This is a genomic window from Klebsiella sp. BIGb0399 (assembly GCF_003752615.1).
GTDB lineage: Bacteria > Pseudomonadota > Gammaproteobacteria > Enterobacterales > Enterobacteriaceae > Klebsiella > Klebsiella lignicola.
The window spans coordinates 57,785-72,897 of record NZ_RKHT01000005.1 but is presented as its reverse complement, the minus strand read 5'-3'; the positions used below and the strand labels follow the sequence as shown (position 1 = coordinate 72,897).

The following is a 15,113-nucleotide window of genomic DNA, read 5'->3' as shown; positions in this document are numbered from 1 at the left end:
GAACGGCATGCCCGTTCTGAAAACCAGAGCGGGGCGTTATCTTGCAATGGGTACCGGGTCATAACCCCTCCTGTAAAAAATGCTGCGCCCAATGGGCGCAGCCAAAGCCATTACTCAGCGGTCACGGCAATAGATTGAATAAACATATAGCCCCAGTCGCCAGAAAACTTACCGAAGCTCACCACGTTTTCACCGGCCTTCAGGGTGACAGGCACGACGATCTGCTGGCCTTTTTCATCCGTCTGCGGGAATTCAATACCAATCGGCGACCCATCGTTAACCACGAAGGAGTTTTTCTTACCGCCCCACTTCCCATTGAACTTCACATGCAGGACATATTTGCCTTCCCAGGGGGCATTCACCTTCCACGTCACCTTATCGCCATCATTGGCAAAAGGACCCAGGAAGCCATCGTCAGCAATAGCCAGCTGGTTTTCACTGCTTTTCACGACGTTTAGTTCACCCTGCTTAACATCCAGCACCTCGCCGCTGAATTTGCAATAATCGGCAGGCAGCTTGCCGGCAGGCTCGGTGACCGACACCTTCACGGTTTTACTCGCTTTCAGCAGGCCATCGTTGGCGGTAAAGGTCAGGTCATACTCGCCTGGGGCTGAGAACCAGGCCCGGGTTTCTGCTTTGCTGCTGTCACACACGTGTGCCTTGTCGTTGCCGCCGGTACTCCACGCCACCGTGACGTGACGCGCGGGGAGCTCGTCATCACGCCATGTGGCAACGAGCGGCACCCCTTTATCCTGCGTGGTGGTCAGGGCAGCGCCCAGCGTCACCACCGGCGCCAGGTTTTCCTGAGTATGCTTAACGCTGATGACGTTAGAAGGCGCTGATGCACCGCTTTCGTTCTTCGCAATGACGCGGTAGTAGTAGGTTTTCCCTAATTGCAGGCTGCTGTAATCATCACGGAAGAGCGCCATTTTTGACGGGTCCCACTCATTGACGCCGTCAGAGACATCCTTGCCGACGATCTTCCACGGCCCTTTCGCGCTGGTGGCTCGTTCAATATCGTAATAACGACCGACCGGCGCCCCCATCCAGTTGATGGCAAAAGGCGAATCCGTCGCTCTCAGCTTCGGAGCTTCCGGAATGGGAAGCGCAGGCGCTGCGCTCAGGCCGGCCATCTGCGCGGACGCATTGCGAACCAGATTGACCACCTCCATTTCCTGGTTAGCTTTGCCTTCTACCGGGAAGCCCGGCAGATGGTAGCTATAGTGGCCGGTATACTCTTTGTGCCAGTAGAACCCGCCGTCATGACGATGGCCGCGGAACCCCCAGATAAAGCCGCCAGCCGCCTGCGCCCCGTTAACATCGGTATGCACGATAGACTGCATGATGTTGTTCAGCTCGTTGTGGTCCAGCAGACCAAACTCGCCAACCAGGTAAACCTTTTTACCGCCGATGGCCTCCAGATCTTTGCGTACCTGGTCGGGATGGTTGTTGCCCGCGTTGGTGTAATAGTGGTTACTGACAATGTCGACGTTGGGATCGTTGATGGAAAAATCATTAATCTTTTTATAGGTCCCGTCGACAATCAGCTGATGCGGAGCCCATTTACGGATCCAGGCTGCGGTCTCTTTAAGGAAGCTCGCATTGGTATCTTCCAGCTCGTTACCCGTTTCCCAGGCCATAATGGCTTTTTCATCGTAATAGTGACGGCCCGTAATGCTGTTAACGCGCGTGATCACCTGACGGATGATGTCCTGATATGCTTGATACGTTTTGCTGTCTGTACGGTAAAAATCTTCTGGTTTTTCATGGTAAAACGCCGCCAGCTGTTCACGCCCGCCCCACCACCACCAGTGGTCGATAAACGGCAGAATCAGCCTTAAGCCCTGCTTGTCCGCTTCGGCGATCATGTTGTCGTACACTTTCATCGCCGTTTCGTTCAGCCGTGGCATGCCGTCAGGCGTTTCGGGCGCAAGGATATGCGTTTCGCGACCGCAGGCTTTGTCATTTTCCTGCTGCACGGAGAGCACATAAACCCGCTGTGCCTTCGCGCCCGTTTTCACCATCGCCTTGATCCAGTTTTCCTGCTCTTCAGCGGTGGGCCACTTGAAGTACTGCCCCCATCCTCGGGGGTCGGCTTTACAGGTTCCGCGTGCATCATCTTCGATGCGGTGCAGTTCCGGGGCATGGATCCCGGCAAAGCGGAAGACGTGATTGCCATCCTTCAGTTGCGCCCCATCACGGGTGATGAAGTGCTCAAAATGGGACTGTTCCGCCGCCATTGCGCCAGCGCATCCCAGCGCTGACAGCAGTGAAACCAACAGGATTTTTTTTACGGGGATAAACATCGTTCTTCTCCTTAGAACCAGACTTCAGCCTGAATACCAAAATTCAGGGTGTCAGAACTACCCGAGCGGGTATAACTGCCCGAGGTGATGCTGCCGGTGCTCCAGTTGTAGCTACCATCAAGCGCATCAGATACGCCCTTATCCCACTTGGCATAAGTGACGAAGAAGCGCAGCTGCGGACGGGCCCAGAACCCGGAATCAAAGGTCAGCGTTGGCGCGATGGTCACTTTGGTCAGCCCGCCCTTACCTTTGCCATCAACCCCCATGTAGTTTTTGTCGTCGAGATACTCATAACCCAGCTCGTACTGCATGGCGAAGTTCCTGGTGATCTGGTGATAAGGTCGAATCCCGGCGACCCACATGGAGCGCCCCCAGCCATTTTCATCGCTGGTCCACCAGCGGTAATTCTTGTCTTTCTGGTAGAACGCGAAGGTGGAGATTTCCAGATCGCCCATCGTCGCCAGGTTATCGAGCACCACCCGCCAGGATTGGGTATCTTCAAGGTTCGCCCAGCCCCAGCCGTTTTTACCCAGCGAGTCAGCCGCCGCAAGCCCTTTACCGTACTGGAAGGCAATGCGGGAATACCCGCCGGTCAGGCCATAGAAACCATCAAAGTTGTATACCCCGGTAAAGCCGTAGCCCTTTTCTGCCGACGTCGGATGGTTTTCGTTGCGGTTCATATGGTGACCGATAAATTCGAGGTCCAGACCGGTGCCCCCAATTTTCTTGAACCACAGGTTGAGGGAGTAATCATCCGGGTAACCCTTGTCGCCCTGATCAACCGGATAGGCATCGGTTTCATCCGTTGGCGAGAAGGCATAAACCCCGGCATCAAAACGGGCGAACCCGAGGTCCATATTGTCGAAACCACCGCCGGTTCCGTTGTACTGGATGTACTCCCAGTCAAACTGGTGGCTGGAGGTGTTAGAGCTGCTGTAGCGCTTACCGGCCCAGAAGGTGATATCCGGAGCAAAATCGAGGTTGCTGAGTTCAGCAAACCCTTCACGGAACTGAACGTCATGCCCGTCGTCATCGCGACAGTTCCAGTCGGCGGTACATTTGGTCTGGTGCGTCAGGTTGGCCTGAATACGGGCCACCGCGCCGGTATCTGATTTCAGCGTCACCGTCGGAATCAGTTCAATTTTGGTGTCTTCTTCGTTACCAAGACGCCATTTGCCATCCGGCATTAACCCCACAGAGTTGGAACGGTTTCCGTCGCTGTTAGCCAGAATCCCGGAACGCATGTAACCATGCAGCTGAAAGTCGTATTTATCATCTGCGCTGGCGTAGCTGCTCATTACCGTTACGGCGATCAAGGACAGAGGTATTGATTTAATTAGCTTTCTCATATGATCCCTTTGTTTATTATTTGCACTGCTTAACGTTGCAGTGGAAATGTACGGATCAAAAAAGGAAATGTACATCCCTTAACGGAAAGCGCTTTCCATATTTACCGGATCAAATCACAAACCCGAGATAAAAAAGGATTTTTTAGTGATTTAAGTCACACAAAAATGCTTAAAGAGGTTATGGATAGCAGCGAAATAGCATATTCACGAGGCCAGAGATGGCACAAAGCGGATGGCAACGGAAACGATGTATCCAATGATGAGATTGCCGCCATCCCTCCAGAACATCCACATCAGATTGTCGGCAATTGATGATTTCTGGTGATCCTAATCACAATTACTCCCCCCACAAACGGAAAGCGCTTTCCGTTGCATCGGGTAATAGCTATAGTCCAGACCAGAAAGAGAAAGGCGTTGTTGTTGCAGAGCGTGGTCACACGTTCTGGTCAGAAGTCGTCACACCACCATAAAAGCAGATATCCCCTTACACGATGATTATGCAGAAGATCTCAAGATGAGATTGACCTCAGGAGAAAACCGATGAAACGAACGTTAGCCGTGCCAACCCTCGCTTTCATTGCGGCGATGTCATGCGATGCCATTGCTCAGGACGTTATTTTGCCACTCAAGGAAGAAGTCCAGACCGATGAGGGTAAAATTTGCATCTATGGAACCGACACGCAAAATGAAAAAGTCATCATGCAGGGCACCGACAGCTGTCCGCCAACAAAAACGGCTAAACAGCAAAAATGATGCACATGCGATGTGACAGAGACTGTCGCTGGGGTTAGCGCGCGCGGGGCTATAACGTGGTGCGGTTGCCGCTATTATCCTGCTCGAAGATTTTATGCTGGATAAGCCGATCCCGTAGCCAGTGCAGCGATTTTCCCAACCGTTGGTGCTTCGACCACAGCAAATCGACCCCGACCACCCAGTCGGTGTGGGGATACTCCTGCTGTCGCAGCTCAACCAGCTGGCCTTCGTTAAGCTCTTTTTCGACAAACAACCGCGGGAGGGAGGCCCAGCCGAGTCCCGCGCTGGCGGCGGCGATCATCGCGTTATAGCTTTCGACGCGCCACAGCATCGGGCTGCCGAGGTATTCGGTGGTGGCAATGTGCTGTTGCTGGGGACCAAAGGTAATATGGCGCCAGCGATGCAGATCGGCGAAAGAGACCGGGCCCTGGCTCGCCAGCGGGTGTGAGGCGCTGACCACGTGCACCATAATAACCTTGCCTAACTGGACGAACTGCAGCCGATCGCCGTCAATTCTGCGGGAAATCACGATCCCGGCGTCCACCTCGCCTCTGCTCACCAGCCCCGTCACATCCCCCTGATGCGGCTCGCGGATATGGATATCAACCTGAGGAAAAGTCATAGCAAATTCATATAAAACCGGGGCGATAGTCGGGTAAGGCACTTCGATCGCCAGGGTCAGGCTGGCTTCGGTCTGCACATTGTAGGCACCGACCCGCTGCTCCAGCACGTTGCACTGTTCGAGCACGGTTTTGATGTATTCGCGTAGCACCGCGCCCTCCCCGGTCAGCGTGACCTGGCGCGGCGAGCGCTCGAATAAGCGGACATTAAATTCGTCTTCAAGATTGCTCATCGCCATATTCACCGACGACTGCGATCGCTTCAGTACCCGTGCGGCAGCAGAAAACGAGCCGGAGCGGGCAACCTGCTCGAAGACCATAAGTTGCTCCAATGAATAGCGCATTTTGCTCCCCAGATTTCAATAAAACTGAAAACAGCTGACTAACTTATATCACGTTTCCCCACATATAGTGGCGGCCTCTTCCTTCGCGTATTTTCAGGGGATTACCATGGCTACCGTTTTAGAAAACCACAGCACCACCCACTCGCTTAGCGTAAAACGCATTGCCTCTCTTGGACTCCAGCACGTCCTGGTGATGTATGCCGGCACCGTCACCGTCCCGCTGATTCTGGCGGCCGTGTTGAAGCTGAGCAGTAGCGAAACGATTACCCTGATCAATGCCTGCCTGCTGACTTCGGGGCTGGCCACGCTTTTACAGGCGATCGGGATTGGCCGTTTCGGCAGTCGCTTGCCGCTGATCCAGGGATGTTCTTTTATCGTGCTGGCGCCGATGTTGATGATCGGGCAGCAGTACGGCATCGCCACTATCTTCGGTTCGGTGATCGCCTGCGGCCTGTTCACGCTGCTGGTGGCCCCGATATTTAGCCGCCTGGTGCGCTTTTTCCCGCCGCTGGTGATTGGCTGCGTCATCGCGCTGATTGGTATTTCACTGATGCCGGCCGCGGCAATCTGGTTGGGAGGCGGGATCCCGGATGCGCCCGATTTTGCCCAGCCGCGTAATTTGCTGCTCGGCTTTGCCACCCTCGTCGTGACCCTGCTGTTTTATTGCAATACCCGCGGCGTGATGCGTAACTTCAGTATCCTGTTCGGGCTGCTGATCGGCACGCTGGGAGCCTGGCTGTGCGGCTTAAGCCATTTCGACGCCGTGACGCAGGCCTCCTGGGTCGGCTTCAGCCTGCCGTTCGCCTTTGGGATGCCGCAGTTTTCGCTCGCGCCGATTGTGGTGCTGTGCCTGTCGATGTTGATCGTAATGACCGAGACCACGGGCAATATTCTGCTGATCGATAAGCTGATTGGCCAACCCACCACCTCCCGGCGTCTGGCTGACGCGATCCGCGCCGACGGGCTATCGACCCTGGTCGGCGGGTGCCTGAACAGCTTCCCCTACAACGCCTTTTCTCAAAATGCCGGTCTGTTGATGCTGACCAGGGTCACCAGCCGCAGCGTCCTGATCGCCGCGGGGCTGATTCTGGTGGCCCTGGGTCTGTTTCCCAAGCTCGGCGCCATCGTGGCGATCATTCCCAGCCCGGTGCTCGGCGGCGTGGCGGTACTGATGTTTGGGATGACCCTGGCAGCCGGCGTGCGGGAGTTAAAAGCCGTCGATTTTAACGATGAGAAAAATGTCCTGATCGTCTCGGTATCCATTGCGGTCGGCGTGCTGCCTGTAGCCTTCCCGGCCCTGTTCCAGCACCTTCCGCCCTCGGTAAAACTGTTTATGGACAGCGGGATTTTTATCGGCGGCTTCACCGCCGTCCTGCTGAATGCCTTACTTCATCGCCGCCCATCTGACACGGAGACAGCACTTTGATTACCCCTGGTGATATTCAGTTTCTCAGACTTTCCAACGAGGTGGGCCGCCGGGCAATTGCCCTCGGCAAACACCCTTTCGGCGCGGTACTGGTGGCGCCGGATGGCCACACTGTGCTGCTTACCCAGTGCAACATTGATACCGTTAACCATGCGGAGTCGACGCTGGCGCGCATCGCCGCCAGCAACTACCCGGCGGAGTATCTCTGGCAATGCACGCTCTACACGGCGGTTGAGCCCTGCTGCATGTGCGCGGGTACCATTTACTGGGCCAATATTGGCAGAGTGGTTTACGGCATGAGTGAAGAACAGCTGCTGGCCTGCACCGGCAGCCATCAGGAAAACCCGACGATGAGCGTTCCGGCCTCCTGGATCTTCAGCCACGGGCAGAAAGCGATTTCGCTGCTCGGGCCGGTGGCGGAGATCGAAGAAGAAACTCTGGCCTTACAACGCGAGTTCTGGCTGACGCGCTAAAGCTGCGACGAGTGTTGGGAGCGGGTGGCGTGCTTCGAATGACAACCGGGGCATATCAGAAGGTGACGGGGGTGTTTACCCACAGAACTTTCGCCACCACGCTGCCCACATTACGGTACCCGTGGGGAACCTGGCTTGGAAAATAGAAGGAATCCCCCTGCGTCAGGCGCCATACGTCGTCGCCGAGCCGCAGCTCCACTTCGCCTTCCAGCACATAGCCCATTTCTTCGCCATGGTGTTCAATCAGGCCATCGCTCTCCACGCCGGGCTCAATAATATGAATATTGCCCTGCAGCAGCCCGCCTTTGTGGTGCCAGGTGAGGTTCTCCAGCTCAATGCCGCCCTTTTTGTTACGTTGCAGGAAGCGCTTACGCTGGCGCTGTTCGGGCTTCAGGATCGGCGCATCAGCCACCCAGTCCTCCGCCATCAGGTCAGCAATGCTGGTGTCCAGCGCTTTGGCTAACCGATGCAGCATCGCCAGCGACGGACTTGCCGCTTCATTCTCAAGCTTCGACAGCAAACTTTCCGAGCACCCCACCTTCTGCGCCAGCTGCTTAAGCGTCATTTCCTGCACCAGCCTGGCATGGCGCAAGCGCATGCCGAGACGCGTTCCCGAAGATTTCAGTTCAGTCGTATTTTTCATGTATGAGTTTCATTCAATCCCGCAACAGGCCCGCTTGCGGCGGGCCCGGACATTATCCATCACGCCATCACGATGAACTGGACCTCTTGTGGCGAACAGCCGTTGATCGGCACGATATCCTGAGGGCACGCGGACATCACCGCCACGCAGTCCAGTTCAGCACGAATCTCTACATAATCACCCGCTTTACTGACCGTAGGCAACCAGGAAATGGTGTAGTCCGGATTGACCGGCGTATTCATCCACAGGTTCAGCGGCTGGGGCACTTCGCGGGCGCGCAGCCCAATCGCCTGCAGCGCCATCCGCAGGTTGTCGGCGCAGCTATCGTGGTACTCCGTGATCCCCATATTACTGTAACGGTAGAGGTCGCAGGCGGCGATCATCGTGTCATGCACGCCCGGCGAGGTATCGGTCAGCAGCGTGGCGATGGCCCGGCGGTGGTTGGTTGCCAGCACATCGCCCGGCTGGGGGATGATTTTGTCGATGAACGCACGGGTGTGCTCCATCGAGGCAAACTCGCTCAGATCGGCGTGATTGAAAAACCAGGTATCGCACACCTGGCTCCCCGGGGTGTTGATGATGCGGATCACCTGACCTTTTTTCAGCAGCACCGCACGACCGCAGCGCGGTGGGATGGTGTAGAGTTCGTTAATCACCGGCGCGCCATCCGGCGAGATCGGAGTGGTCGCCGTCGGGTTCACGCCGAGGGCGTCGCCATTGTCGTGGTCACAGCAAGCGGGATAATGGGTCGTCGTGGTCATGGTTAAACTCCTTCAAAAGTAGCGGAAAGCTCGGTCAGGGCGCAGGCTAATGTACGAGCGCCTGCGGCCAACGAGCGTGGTTCGGTAAATTCAGCCGGGTTATGGCTAATGCCTTGATGGCTGGGGACAAATAACATGCTGGTGGGACAGTGCTCCGCCAGATACATCGCGTCATGAAAGGCTCCGGACAGCAGCGCCATATGGGCTGTATCCAGCGCATTTGCGGCGTTGGTTAACACCTGATTCATTGACGCGTCAAAAGCCACCGGCGCTTTGGCTAACAGCGTATCGACGGTCACCCGTTCGCTGGTCAGCCCGGCCATCAGGGCATCGAGCCGGCGCAGGGTCTCATCCGCGGGATGGCGGAAATCCAGGGTAAAGCTCACCTGCGAGGGAATGGTGTTGATGGCGTTAGGAGTGACCTGCCAGCGGCCGAAGGTCATGCGCAGCTGCGCATCGTCGGTATCGCCCATCGTCCGTTCAATGTGGCTCACCAGCTCCCGTGCGAGGCTCATCGCATCCTGACGCAGGCCCATCGGCGTGGTTCCCGCATGGGCCGATACCCCCTGACAGGTCACCTGATACCAGCGCACGCCCTGGATACCCTGCACCACCGCCAGCGATAAATCCTGAGCCTCCAGAACCGGTCCCTGTTCGATATGCAGTTCGACAAAGCAGGCCAGCTCACGATCTGGCCGCGGCGCTATCTCCGGGAAACGCTGCTGGTGGCGCGCTAACGCCTCGTTAAAGGGCACGCCATCTTCCCCAATAGCCGCCAGATAGCCGACCAGCCGCGCGGGTTCGACAAAAGCACTGGATCCCATCGCGCCGGGCGCGAAGCGGGTTCCCTCTTCGTTGGTCCAGATAACCACCTCGACCGAACGTTCGGTGACTACCTGGGCGTCATTGAGCGCTTTCAGGCATGCCAGCCCGGCGATCACCCCGTAGCAACCATCGTAGTTGCCGCCGCAGGGTTGGGTATCGATATGGCTGCCGGTGCCGACCGGTGGTAAAGCCCTGCGTCCGGGGCGGCGGAAAAACAGGTTTGCCGCCGCGTCGCCGTAGATCTCGCAGCCGAGTTCACGCGCGAGGCCGATAAGCCAGGCCCGCGCATCAAGTTCCACGTCGCTCAGCGCCTGGCGATCCACGCCGCCGTTGGCCAGTCTGCCAAACCCGGCGAGCTCCGCCAGCTGCTGTTGCAGCCACGCGTCATCGAGATGCTGAGCAACCTGTAAGCTGGCTTCCATCATGCTAATTTCTCCAGCTCTTCGGTTTGTAAGGGACGGCGAAACAGCGGCGCAAGGAAGCTACGCAACCGCTCGCTCTGGGGACGGGTGAACATCTGCCGCGGCGTCCCGCTTTCGATAATCTGTCCGTCGGCCATAAATACCAGCCGCGAAGAGATATGGGCGGCGAAGGCCATTTCATGGGTCACCATCACCATGGTCATCCCCTGCCCGGCCAGGTCGCGGATGACGTCGAGCACCTCTTCGACACGTTCCGGGTCAAGCGCCGAGGTGGGCTCATCCAGCAGCAGCAGTTCCGGGTTCAGCGCCAGCGCGCGGGCAATGCCGACCCGCTGCTGCTGCCCGCCGGACAGGCGTACCGGCCAGTCGCCGGCTTTTTGCGCCATCCCCACCCGGGCAAGCGCGGCCAGGGCTGCCTGCTTTGCCTCATGGCGGGGCATTTTTTTCCCCAGTACCAACGGCGCGGTGACGTTCTCCAGCACCGTCATATGCGGCCAGAGATTGAACTGCTGAAAGACCATGGCCAGCGGCTTACGGACTTCCGCAATCAGGCTGGCGCTGTCAATGCAGGACGGGCCTCGCTGGGTGCCGGAATAGCCAAGGAGCTGCCCTTTGATCAGCACCTCCCCGCGATCGTAGGCTTCCAGAAAATTCATGCAGCGCAGGGCGGTCGTCTTCCCGGACCCCGAGGGTCCGATCAGCGTGACGATCTCCCCGTGGTGGACGCTCAGATTGAAATCATGCAGAACCACATGGTCGGCGAATGACTTGCCTACATGTCGCATTTCAAGTACAGGTGCGGATGTATTGCTCACGTTATTCTCCGGTTCTCAGGACGTGGCTTAGCGTTTTGACGCTCAGGCTTACTCCCTGGGCCAGCAGCCAGTAGCTGATAATCAGCAGGGTGTAAGGCAGAACGTAGCTATAGGTATTGGCGACAATCTGACTCGTGGTCATGGTCAATTCCGGAACCGTTATGACCGAGGCGATCGCGCTCTCTTTGATGGTCAAAATAAACTGGTTACCGAGCAGCGGCAGGGCAAAGCGCAGGGCCTGCGGCGTCTGGATATGCCAGAAGCAGCGGAACGAAGAGATATTGTTCGCCAGCGCCGCTTCCCGCTGTCCGGACGGGATGCTGTTCCACGCCGCCCGAAAGATTTCGCTAAAGTAGGCTGCGCTATAGAGCATCAGCGAGAGGATCGTCGCCTCGACGGCGCTGAGCATGATGCCGACCGACGGCAGTCCAAAATAGATAACCGCCAGCTGCGCCAGGAACGGCGTGCCGCGAATGACCCAGACGTAGGTGCGCCACAGACGAAAGGCCACCGCGTGGTGACGGCACAAGCTGTGCATCATAAATCCGACCACCATGCCGCCGCAGGCGGCGCACAGGCTCAGCCATAACGTGACGCCGAGGGCCTGTAGATACTCGGGCAGATACTGCATCAATTCACTCATCGTTGTTCCCTCTGCCAGTGACGCTCCGCCTGACGCCCGAGCAGGGCCAGCAAGCTGGTAAGCAGCAGATAGACCAGCGCGACGGCGAGGTACACCTGCAGCGGCTGGTAGGTCGAAGAAGCCAGCTGCTGCCCCACGCGCATCAGGTCAGTCAAGGCAATCACCGACACCACCGCCGAGGCCTTCACCACATCAATCAGTTCAGAGATCAATGAAGGCAACGTGGCGCGCACCACCTGCGGTATCTGAATGCGCCATAGAATTTGCGCCGGCGTGAGGCCGCAGATAGCCGCCGCCTCCAGCTGGCCTTGGGCCAGGCTGGCAAAGCCGCTTTTCAGGATCTGCGACTGGTAGGCAGCCGTATTGAGCGTCAGGGCAAGCGCCGCCGCCACAAAACCGGGAATATCCAGCCCGAACCAGGAGGGCAGATAAAAGCACAGCAACAGCTGAGCCAGCACCGGCGTGCCGCGAAACAGGCTGACCCAGCCATGGGCCACACAGCGATACAGCCGTGACGAACTTATCGACAGGCGCCAGACGCCCGTCCCCACTAAAAATCCGGCCGCCATCGCCGTCAGGCACAGCGTTGCCGTCGTTAATGCCCCCTCCAGCAGAACCGGGAGCCAGCGGACAAAGCTGGTGATGAAATCCGTCATCGTCAACGACTCACAGCGCCGGGGCAGGCATGTCGCTTGCCGGAATGGTCATGGTGAAGCCGAACCATTTTTGTTGCAGCGCTTTCATCGTGCCGTCGCGGTTGGCCTCGACGATCCCGTCGCTGATCACTTTCACCAGCGAGGCGCTATCCGCGTCTTTGCGCCCTACCCAGCCGAAGTAGGTCTGTGGACCGATCATCTCCGGTAAGGTGGCGAAGACCCCAGGGCGCGTTTTGATCAGCGGCCCAAGGTTTGAGAGGGACTGGGCGACGCCGTCCAGACGATGAGACGCCAGGTCAGCGTAGGCTTCATCGAAAGCGACGTACTGTTTGATCTCTTTAATGCCTGGTTTACCTTCCGCCCGCAGCGCGCTGTCGAAGGACTGCAATACCTGGAGCTGGCCCGAACCGGCCTGGGAGCCAATCACTTTGCCGCTGAGGTCTGCCGGGGTCTTAATGGCGCTATCATCGGCCCGTTTCAGCAGCGCAACCGTGGATTCCGCAATCGGGGCCGTAAAGGCAAAATGCCCCATCCGCTGCTTGTTCACGGTCACCGCCGTGACGACAAAATCGAACTTCCCGGCATCCAGCCCCGGGAGAATGCCCTGGAAAGGCAGATCCAGCTGTTTAACCTTCACCCCAGGCAGCGACTTTTCGAGGATATGGTTCATCAAGTCCACGTCGTAGCCGACGATTTTGCCGTTATCAACATATTCAAACGGGGCATATCGCGCTTCGGTCGCCACGGTGATGACTTTCGCCTCCTTCACGCGTTGCAGAAGATCGGCGCTAAAGGCGGCAGACGAAAACAGGCTGGCGGATAGCAACATTGCCCCACAGGCAGATACGGAAAAACGGGTCGGTTTCATGGTTCGCTCTCTGAAAGTTGTTTGAACGTTAGTCAAGTAACTTGAACAGAATGATAAGAGCATGAAACATGCCAATGAGGGACATTGGTCGGTTAAAAAAATAACAGTTTGATAATCAACAATAAAAATGAGGATGGGCAGGAATGAAAAAACGGGCGCAAAGCAACGCCCTGCACACATTCAATGCTGAGGCTGCACGCTAACGGTGCAGTTGCACAGGTCTAAGCCGCCGGCGAGGATCGGATCAATGCCTCCAGAAAGCGCGCACGGCCTTCACCCCGAGCGCTTTTGATCCCCTGAATGCACGGATATCAGCGGTGCTGGCAGGCCGGGTTCGTCGCGGCGGCGGCCAGATTACGGCGCCAGACGCCCGGGGCCTGGCCGTACTGGCGCTTGAAGCTGCGGTTGAAGGACTGCTGGGAATCAAAGCCCAGCGCGATGGCCACGTTCAGGATCGGCTCGTCGCTGTCGGTTAAGCGCTCCAGTGATTTTTGCAGCTTGCGGGCGCGGATGTATTCGGCAATGGCGTGGCCGGTATGCGCTTTGAAGATCCGCTGCAGGTGCCATTTTGAGTACCCTGCCCGCCTGGAGACCGTGTCAATATCGAGGCGGCTTTCAAGGTGGTTATCAATCCAGTCGAGTAAATCATGCATAAAAGTGCCGGTGCTCATGTTGGGTCCCCTTGTGCACAGCATAAAAGTATTTCTATTTATTGCATTTAAAAGTGGCTGTTTTTTGTGTTAATTGCAAGTTTTATTGTTGCACTAAAATCCCCAGTCTGCCGATGTGTGACAAACCTGACAGCGTCGGCAAAAAAACAGCACTTAAAGTGAAACAATTATTATTGCACTTAGTCTGTCACCTTCCTACAATCGCCGTGATAGTGTATTCGTAACTGTTACAGTTTTGTGGCGATGAACGGCACAAATGACCTCAGGCCGACCGGACACAGGAAGTGGCGTAGCGTGCTTCGCTATGTCTTGCCCGGCGGCAATAATCACCGGAATAAAAATAATGAGCCTGCAAAAATACTGGGTTAACTTTCCTCTGCGCTTAACAGGGGGCGCACTCATCGCACTGCTGCTTGCCAGCTGCGACAACAGCGTCGCGCAGAACGCCGCCCCCGCGGCCCCTGTGGTCAGCGCCGCTGACGTGGTGGTGAAATCCATTAGCCAGTGGGATAGTTTTAACGGGCGGATTGAAGCGGTGGAGAGCGTGCAGCTCCGCCCGCGCGTCTCCGGTTACATCGAGAAAGTGAACTACACCGACGGCCAGGAAGTGAAAAAAGGCGAAGTGCTGTTCACTATCGATGACCGCACCTATCGCGCCGCGCTGGAGCAGGCGCAGGCCACGCTGGCCAGAGCCAAAACCCAGGCCAGCCTGGCGCGCAGCGAGGCCAATCGCACCGATAAACTCATCAATACCAACGTGGTATCCCGTGAAGAGTGGGAACAGCGCCGTTCCGCCGCCACCCAGGCCCAGGCCGATATTCGCGCCGCGCAGGCAGCGGTAGATGCTGCCCAGCTGAACCAGGACTTTACCAAGGTGACCGCCCCCATCGATGGCCGGGCCAGCCGGGCGCTGATCACCAGCGGCAACCTCGTGACGGCGGGCGACAGCGCCAGCGTACTCACCACCGTGGTCTCGCAGAAGACGGTCTACGTCTACTTTGACGTGGACGAGTCGACCTATCTTCACTATCAAAACCTTGCCCGCAGCGGCCAGGGTGCCGCCAGTAACCATCTGGCGCTGCCGGTGGAGATTGGCCTGGTTGGCGAGGACGGTTACCCCCATCAGGGAAAAGTCGACTTTCTCGATAATCAGTTAACGCCGAGCACCGGCACGATCCGCATGCGCGCGCTGTTGGATAACGCCCAGCGGCTGTTTACGCCGGGATTATTTGCCCGCGTGCGTCTGCCGGGCAGCGCCGAATTCAAAGCCACGCTGATAGACGACAAAGCGGTGCTTACCGATCAGGACCGCAAATACGTTTACATCGTGGATAAAGAGGGCAAAGCACAGCGCCGCGATATCAAGCCGGGCCGCCTGGCTGCCGGGTTACGCATCGTCCAGCAGGGGCTGAACCCGGGCGATAAAGTCATCGTCGACGGTTTACAAAAAGTGTTTATGCCGGGCATGCCGGTAGACGCGAAAACCGTCGCAATGACCACCAGCCCTGCCCTTAACTGATCCCTTACCAGAGAATCCA

Annotated in this window: 15 protein-coding genes; 4 read left to right on the top strand and 11 right to left on the bottom strand. The window is 57.2% G+C overall.

Annotated features, from left to right (window positions below; all coding sequences use genetic code 11):
• Window positions 1-110 precede the first annotated feature (110 nt).
• Window positions 111-2,306 (bottom strand): CBM35 domain-containing protein, encoded by a 2,196-nt coding sequence (locus EDF82_RS00620; protein ID WP_123753703.1) that lies wholly within the window; start codon window positions 2,304-2,306, stop codon window positions 111-113.
• A gap of 11 nt (window positions 2,307-2,317) precedes the next feature.
• Window positions 2,318-3,655 carry a carbohydrate porin gene (locus EDF82_RS00615; protein WP_123753702.1) on the bottom strand — a complete coding sequence of 446 codons (1,338 nt, stop codon included), beginning with the start codon at window positions 3,653-3,655 and terminating at the stop codon, window positions 2,318-2,320.
• 540 nt (window positions 3,656-4,195) lie between these two features.
• On the opposite strand from EDF82_RS00615, the gene EDF82_RS00610 reads away from it, so the two are divergent.
• A complete protein-coding gene (locus tag EDF82_RS00610) occupies window positions 4,196-4,408 on the top strand; it encodes a hypothetical protein (protein ID WP_123753701.1) in 213 nt (70 codons plus the stop codon).
• Window positions 4,409-4,457: 49 nt separating this feature from the next.
• Here EDF82_RS00610 and EDF82_RS00605 read toward each other — a convergent pair whose 3' ends face one another.
• Window positions 4,458-5,372, bottom strand: coding sequence for a LysR family transcriptional regulator (locus EDF82_RS00605; RefSeq protein ID WP_123753700.1), 915 nt, complete (start codon window positions 5,370-5,372; stop codon window positions 4,458-4,460).
• Between the two features lie 106 nt (window positions 5,373-5,478).
• Between EDF82_RS00605 and EDF82_RS00600 the strand changes: the two genes are divergently transcribed.
• Both EDF82_RS00600 and EDF82_RS00595 read left to right on the top strand, forming a co-directional pair.
• Entirely contained in the window at window positions 5,479-6,798 is a 1,320-nt protein-coding gene (locus EDF82_RS00600) for a nucleobase:cation symporter-2 family protein (RefSeq protein WP_123753699.1), read from the top strand.
• The gene (locus EDF82_RS00595; protein WP_123753698.1) at window positions 6,795-7,271 is read left to right on the top strand and encodes a nucleoside deaminase; all 477 of its coding nucleotides are present in this window, start codon (window positions 6,795-6,797) and stop codon (window positions 7,269-7,271) included. The genes EDF82_RS00600 and EDF82_RS00595 overlap by 4 nt, the downstream gene beginning before the upstream one ends.
• Before the next feature lie 55 nt (window positions 7,272-7,326).
• Here EDF82_RS00595 and EDF82_RS00590 read toward each other — a convergent pair whose 3' ends face one another.
• The 8 genes from EDF82_RS00590 to EDF82_RS00555 form a co-directional block, all read right to left on the bottom strand.
• On the bottom strand, window positions 7,327-7,914 hold the full coding sequence (locus EDF82_RS00590) for a cupin domain-containing protein (protein WP_123753697.1): 588 nt from the start codon (window positions 7,912-7,914) through the stop codon (window positions 7,327-7,329).
• 59 nt (window positions 7,915-7,973) lie between these two features.
• Window positions 7,974-8,675, bottom strand: a complete 702-nt coding sequence (locus EDF82_RS00585; RefSeq protein WP_174508563.1) for a DUF1989 domain-containing protein — start codon at window positions 8,673-8,675, stop codon at window positions 7,974-7,976.
• A 2-nt stretch (window positions 8,676-8,677) separates the two neighbouring features.
• On the bottom strand, window positions 8,678-9,925 hold the full coding sequence (locus tag EDF82_RS00580) for a M20 family metallo-hydrolase (RefSeq protein WP_123753696.1): 1,248 nt from the start codon (window positions 9,923-9,925) through the stop codon (window positions 8,678-8,680).
• Window positions 9,922-10,707, bottom strand: a complete 786-nt coding sequence (locus tag EDF82_RS00575; RefSeq protein ID WP_123753695.1) for an amino acid ABC transporter ATP-binding protein — start codon at window positions 10,705-10,707, stop codon at window positions 9,922-9,924. The genes EDF82_RS00580 and EDF82_RS00575 overlap by 4 nt, the downstream gene beginning before the upstream one ends.
• A gap of 31 nt (window positions 10,708-10,738) precedes the next feature.
• A complete protein-coding gene (locus tag EDF82_RS00570; RefSeq protein ID WP_123753694.1) occupies window positions 10,739-11,380 on the bottom strand; it encodes an amino acid ABC transporter permease in 642 nt (213 codons plus the stop codon).
• A complete protein-coding gene (locus EDF82_RS00565; RefSeq protein ID WP_123753693.1) occupies window positions 11,377-12,036 on the bottom strand; it encodes an amino acid ABC transporter permease in 660 nt (219 codons plus the stop codon). Before EDF82_RS00565 ends, EDF82_RS00570 begins: the two co-directional genes overlap by 4 nt.
• 10 nt (window positions 12,037-12,046) lie before the next feature.
• Entirely contained in the window at window positions 12,047-12,865 is an 819-nt protein-coding gene (locus EDF82_RS00560; RefSeq protein WP_174508622.1) for a transporter substrate-binding domain-containing protein, read from the bottom strand.
• Window positions 12,866-13,215: 350 nt separating this feature from the next.
• Window positions 13,216-13,575: a helix-turn-helix domain-containing protein gene (locus tag EDF82_RS00555; protein WP_123753691.1), complete on the bottom strand. Its 360-nt coding sequence runs from the start codon at window positions 13,573-13,575 to the stop codon at window positions 13,216-13,218.
• Between the two features lie 343 nt (window positions 13,576-13,918).
• Between EDF82_RS00555 and EDF82_RS00550 the strand changes: the two genes are divergently transcribed.
• Window positions 13,919-15,094 (top strand): efflux RND transporter periplasmic adaptor subunit, encoded by a 1,176-nt coding sequence (locus EDF82_RS00550; RefSeq protein WP_123753690.1) that lies wholly within the window; start codon window positions 13,919-13,921, stop codon window positions 15,092-15,094.
• Window positions 15,095-15,113: the final 19 nt, after the last annotated feature.

Bases quoted from the DNA above. Each gene is read 5' to 3' on its own strand.
- EDF82_RS00550 (WP_123753690.1), top strand. From the start codon at position 13,919: ATGAGCCTGCAAAAATACTGGGTTAACTTTCCTCTGCGCTTAACAGGG.
- EDF82_RS00600 (WP_123753699.1), top strand. From the start codon at position 5,479: ATGGCTACCGTTTTAGAAAACCACAGCACCACCCACTCGCTTAGCGTA.
- EDF82_RS00605 (WP_123753700.1), bottom strand. From the start codon at position 5,372: ATGCGCTATTCATTGGAGCAACTTATGGTCTTCGAGCAGGTTGCCCGC.
- EDF82_RS00565 (WP_123753693.1), bottom strand. From the start codon at position 12,036: ATGACGGATTTCATCACCAGCTTTGTCCGCTGGCTCCCGGTTCTGCTG.
- EDF82_RS00615 (WP_123753702.1), bottom strand. From the start codon at position 3,655: ATGAGAAAGCTAATTAAATCAATACCTCTGTCCTTGATCGCCGTAACG.
- EDF82_RS00560 (WP_174508622.1), bottom strand. From the start codon at position 12,865: ATGTTGCTATCCGCCAGCCTGTTTTCGTCTGCCGCCTTTAGCGCCGAT.
- EDF82_RS00575 (WP_123753695.1), bottom strand. From the start codon at position 10,707: ATGCGACATGTAGGCAAGTCATTCGCCGACCATGTGGTTCTGCATGAT.
- EDF82_RS00590 (WP_123753697.1), bottom strand. From the start codon at position 7,914: ATGAAAAATACGACTGAACTGAAATCTTCGGGAACGCGTCTCGGCATG.
- EDF82_RS00585 (WP_174508563.1), bottom strand. From the start codon at position 8,675: ATGACCACGACGACCCATTATCCCGCTTGCTGTGACCACGACAATGGC.
- EDF82_RS00620 (WP_123753703.1), bottom strand. From the start codon at position 2,306: ATGTTTATCCCCGTAAAAAAAATCCTGTTGGTTTCACTGCTGTCAGCG.
- EDF82_RS00610 (WP_123753701.1), top strand. From the start codon at position 4,196: ATGAAACGAACGTTAGCCGTGCCAACCCTCGCTTTCATTGCGGCGATG.
- EDF82_RS00580 (WP_123753696.1), bottom strand. From the start codon at position 9,925: ATGATGGAAGCCAGCTTACAGGTTGCTCAGCATCTCGATGACGCGTGG.
- EDF82_RS00555 (WP_123753691.1), bottom strand. From the start codon at position 13,575: ATGAGCACCGGCACTTTTATGCATGATTTACTCGACTGGATTGATAAC.
- EDF82_RS00570 (WP_123753694.1), bottom strand. From the start codon at position 11,380: ATGAGTGAATTGATGCAGTATCTGCCCGAGTATCTACAGGCCCTCGGC.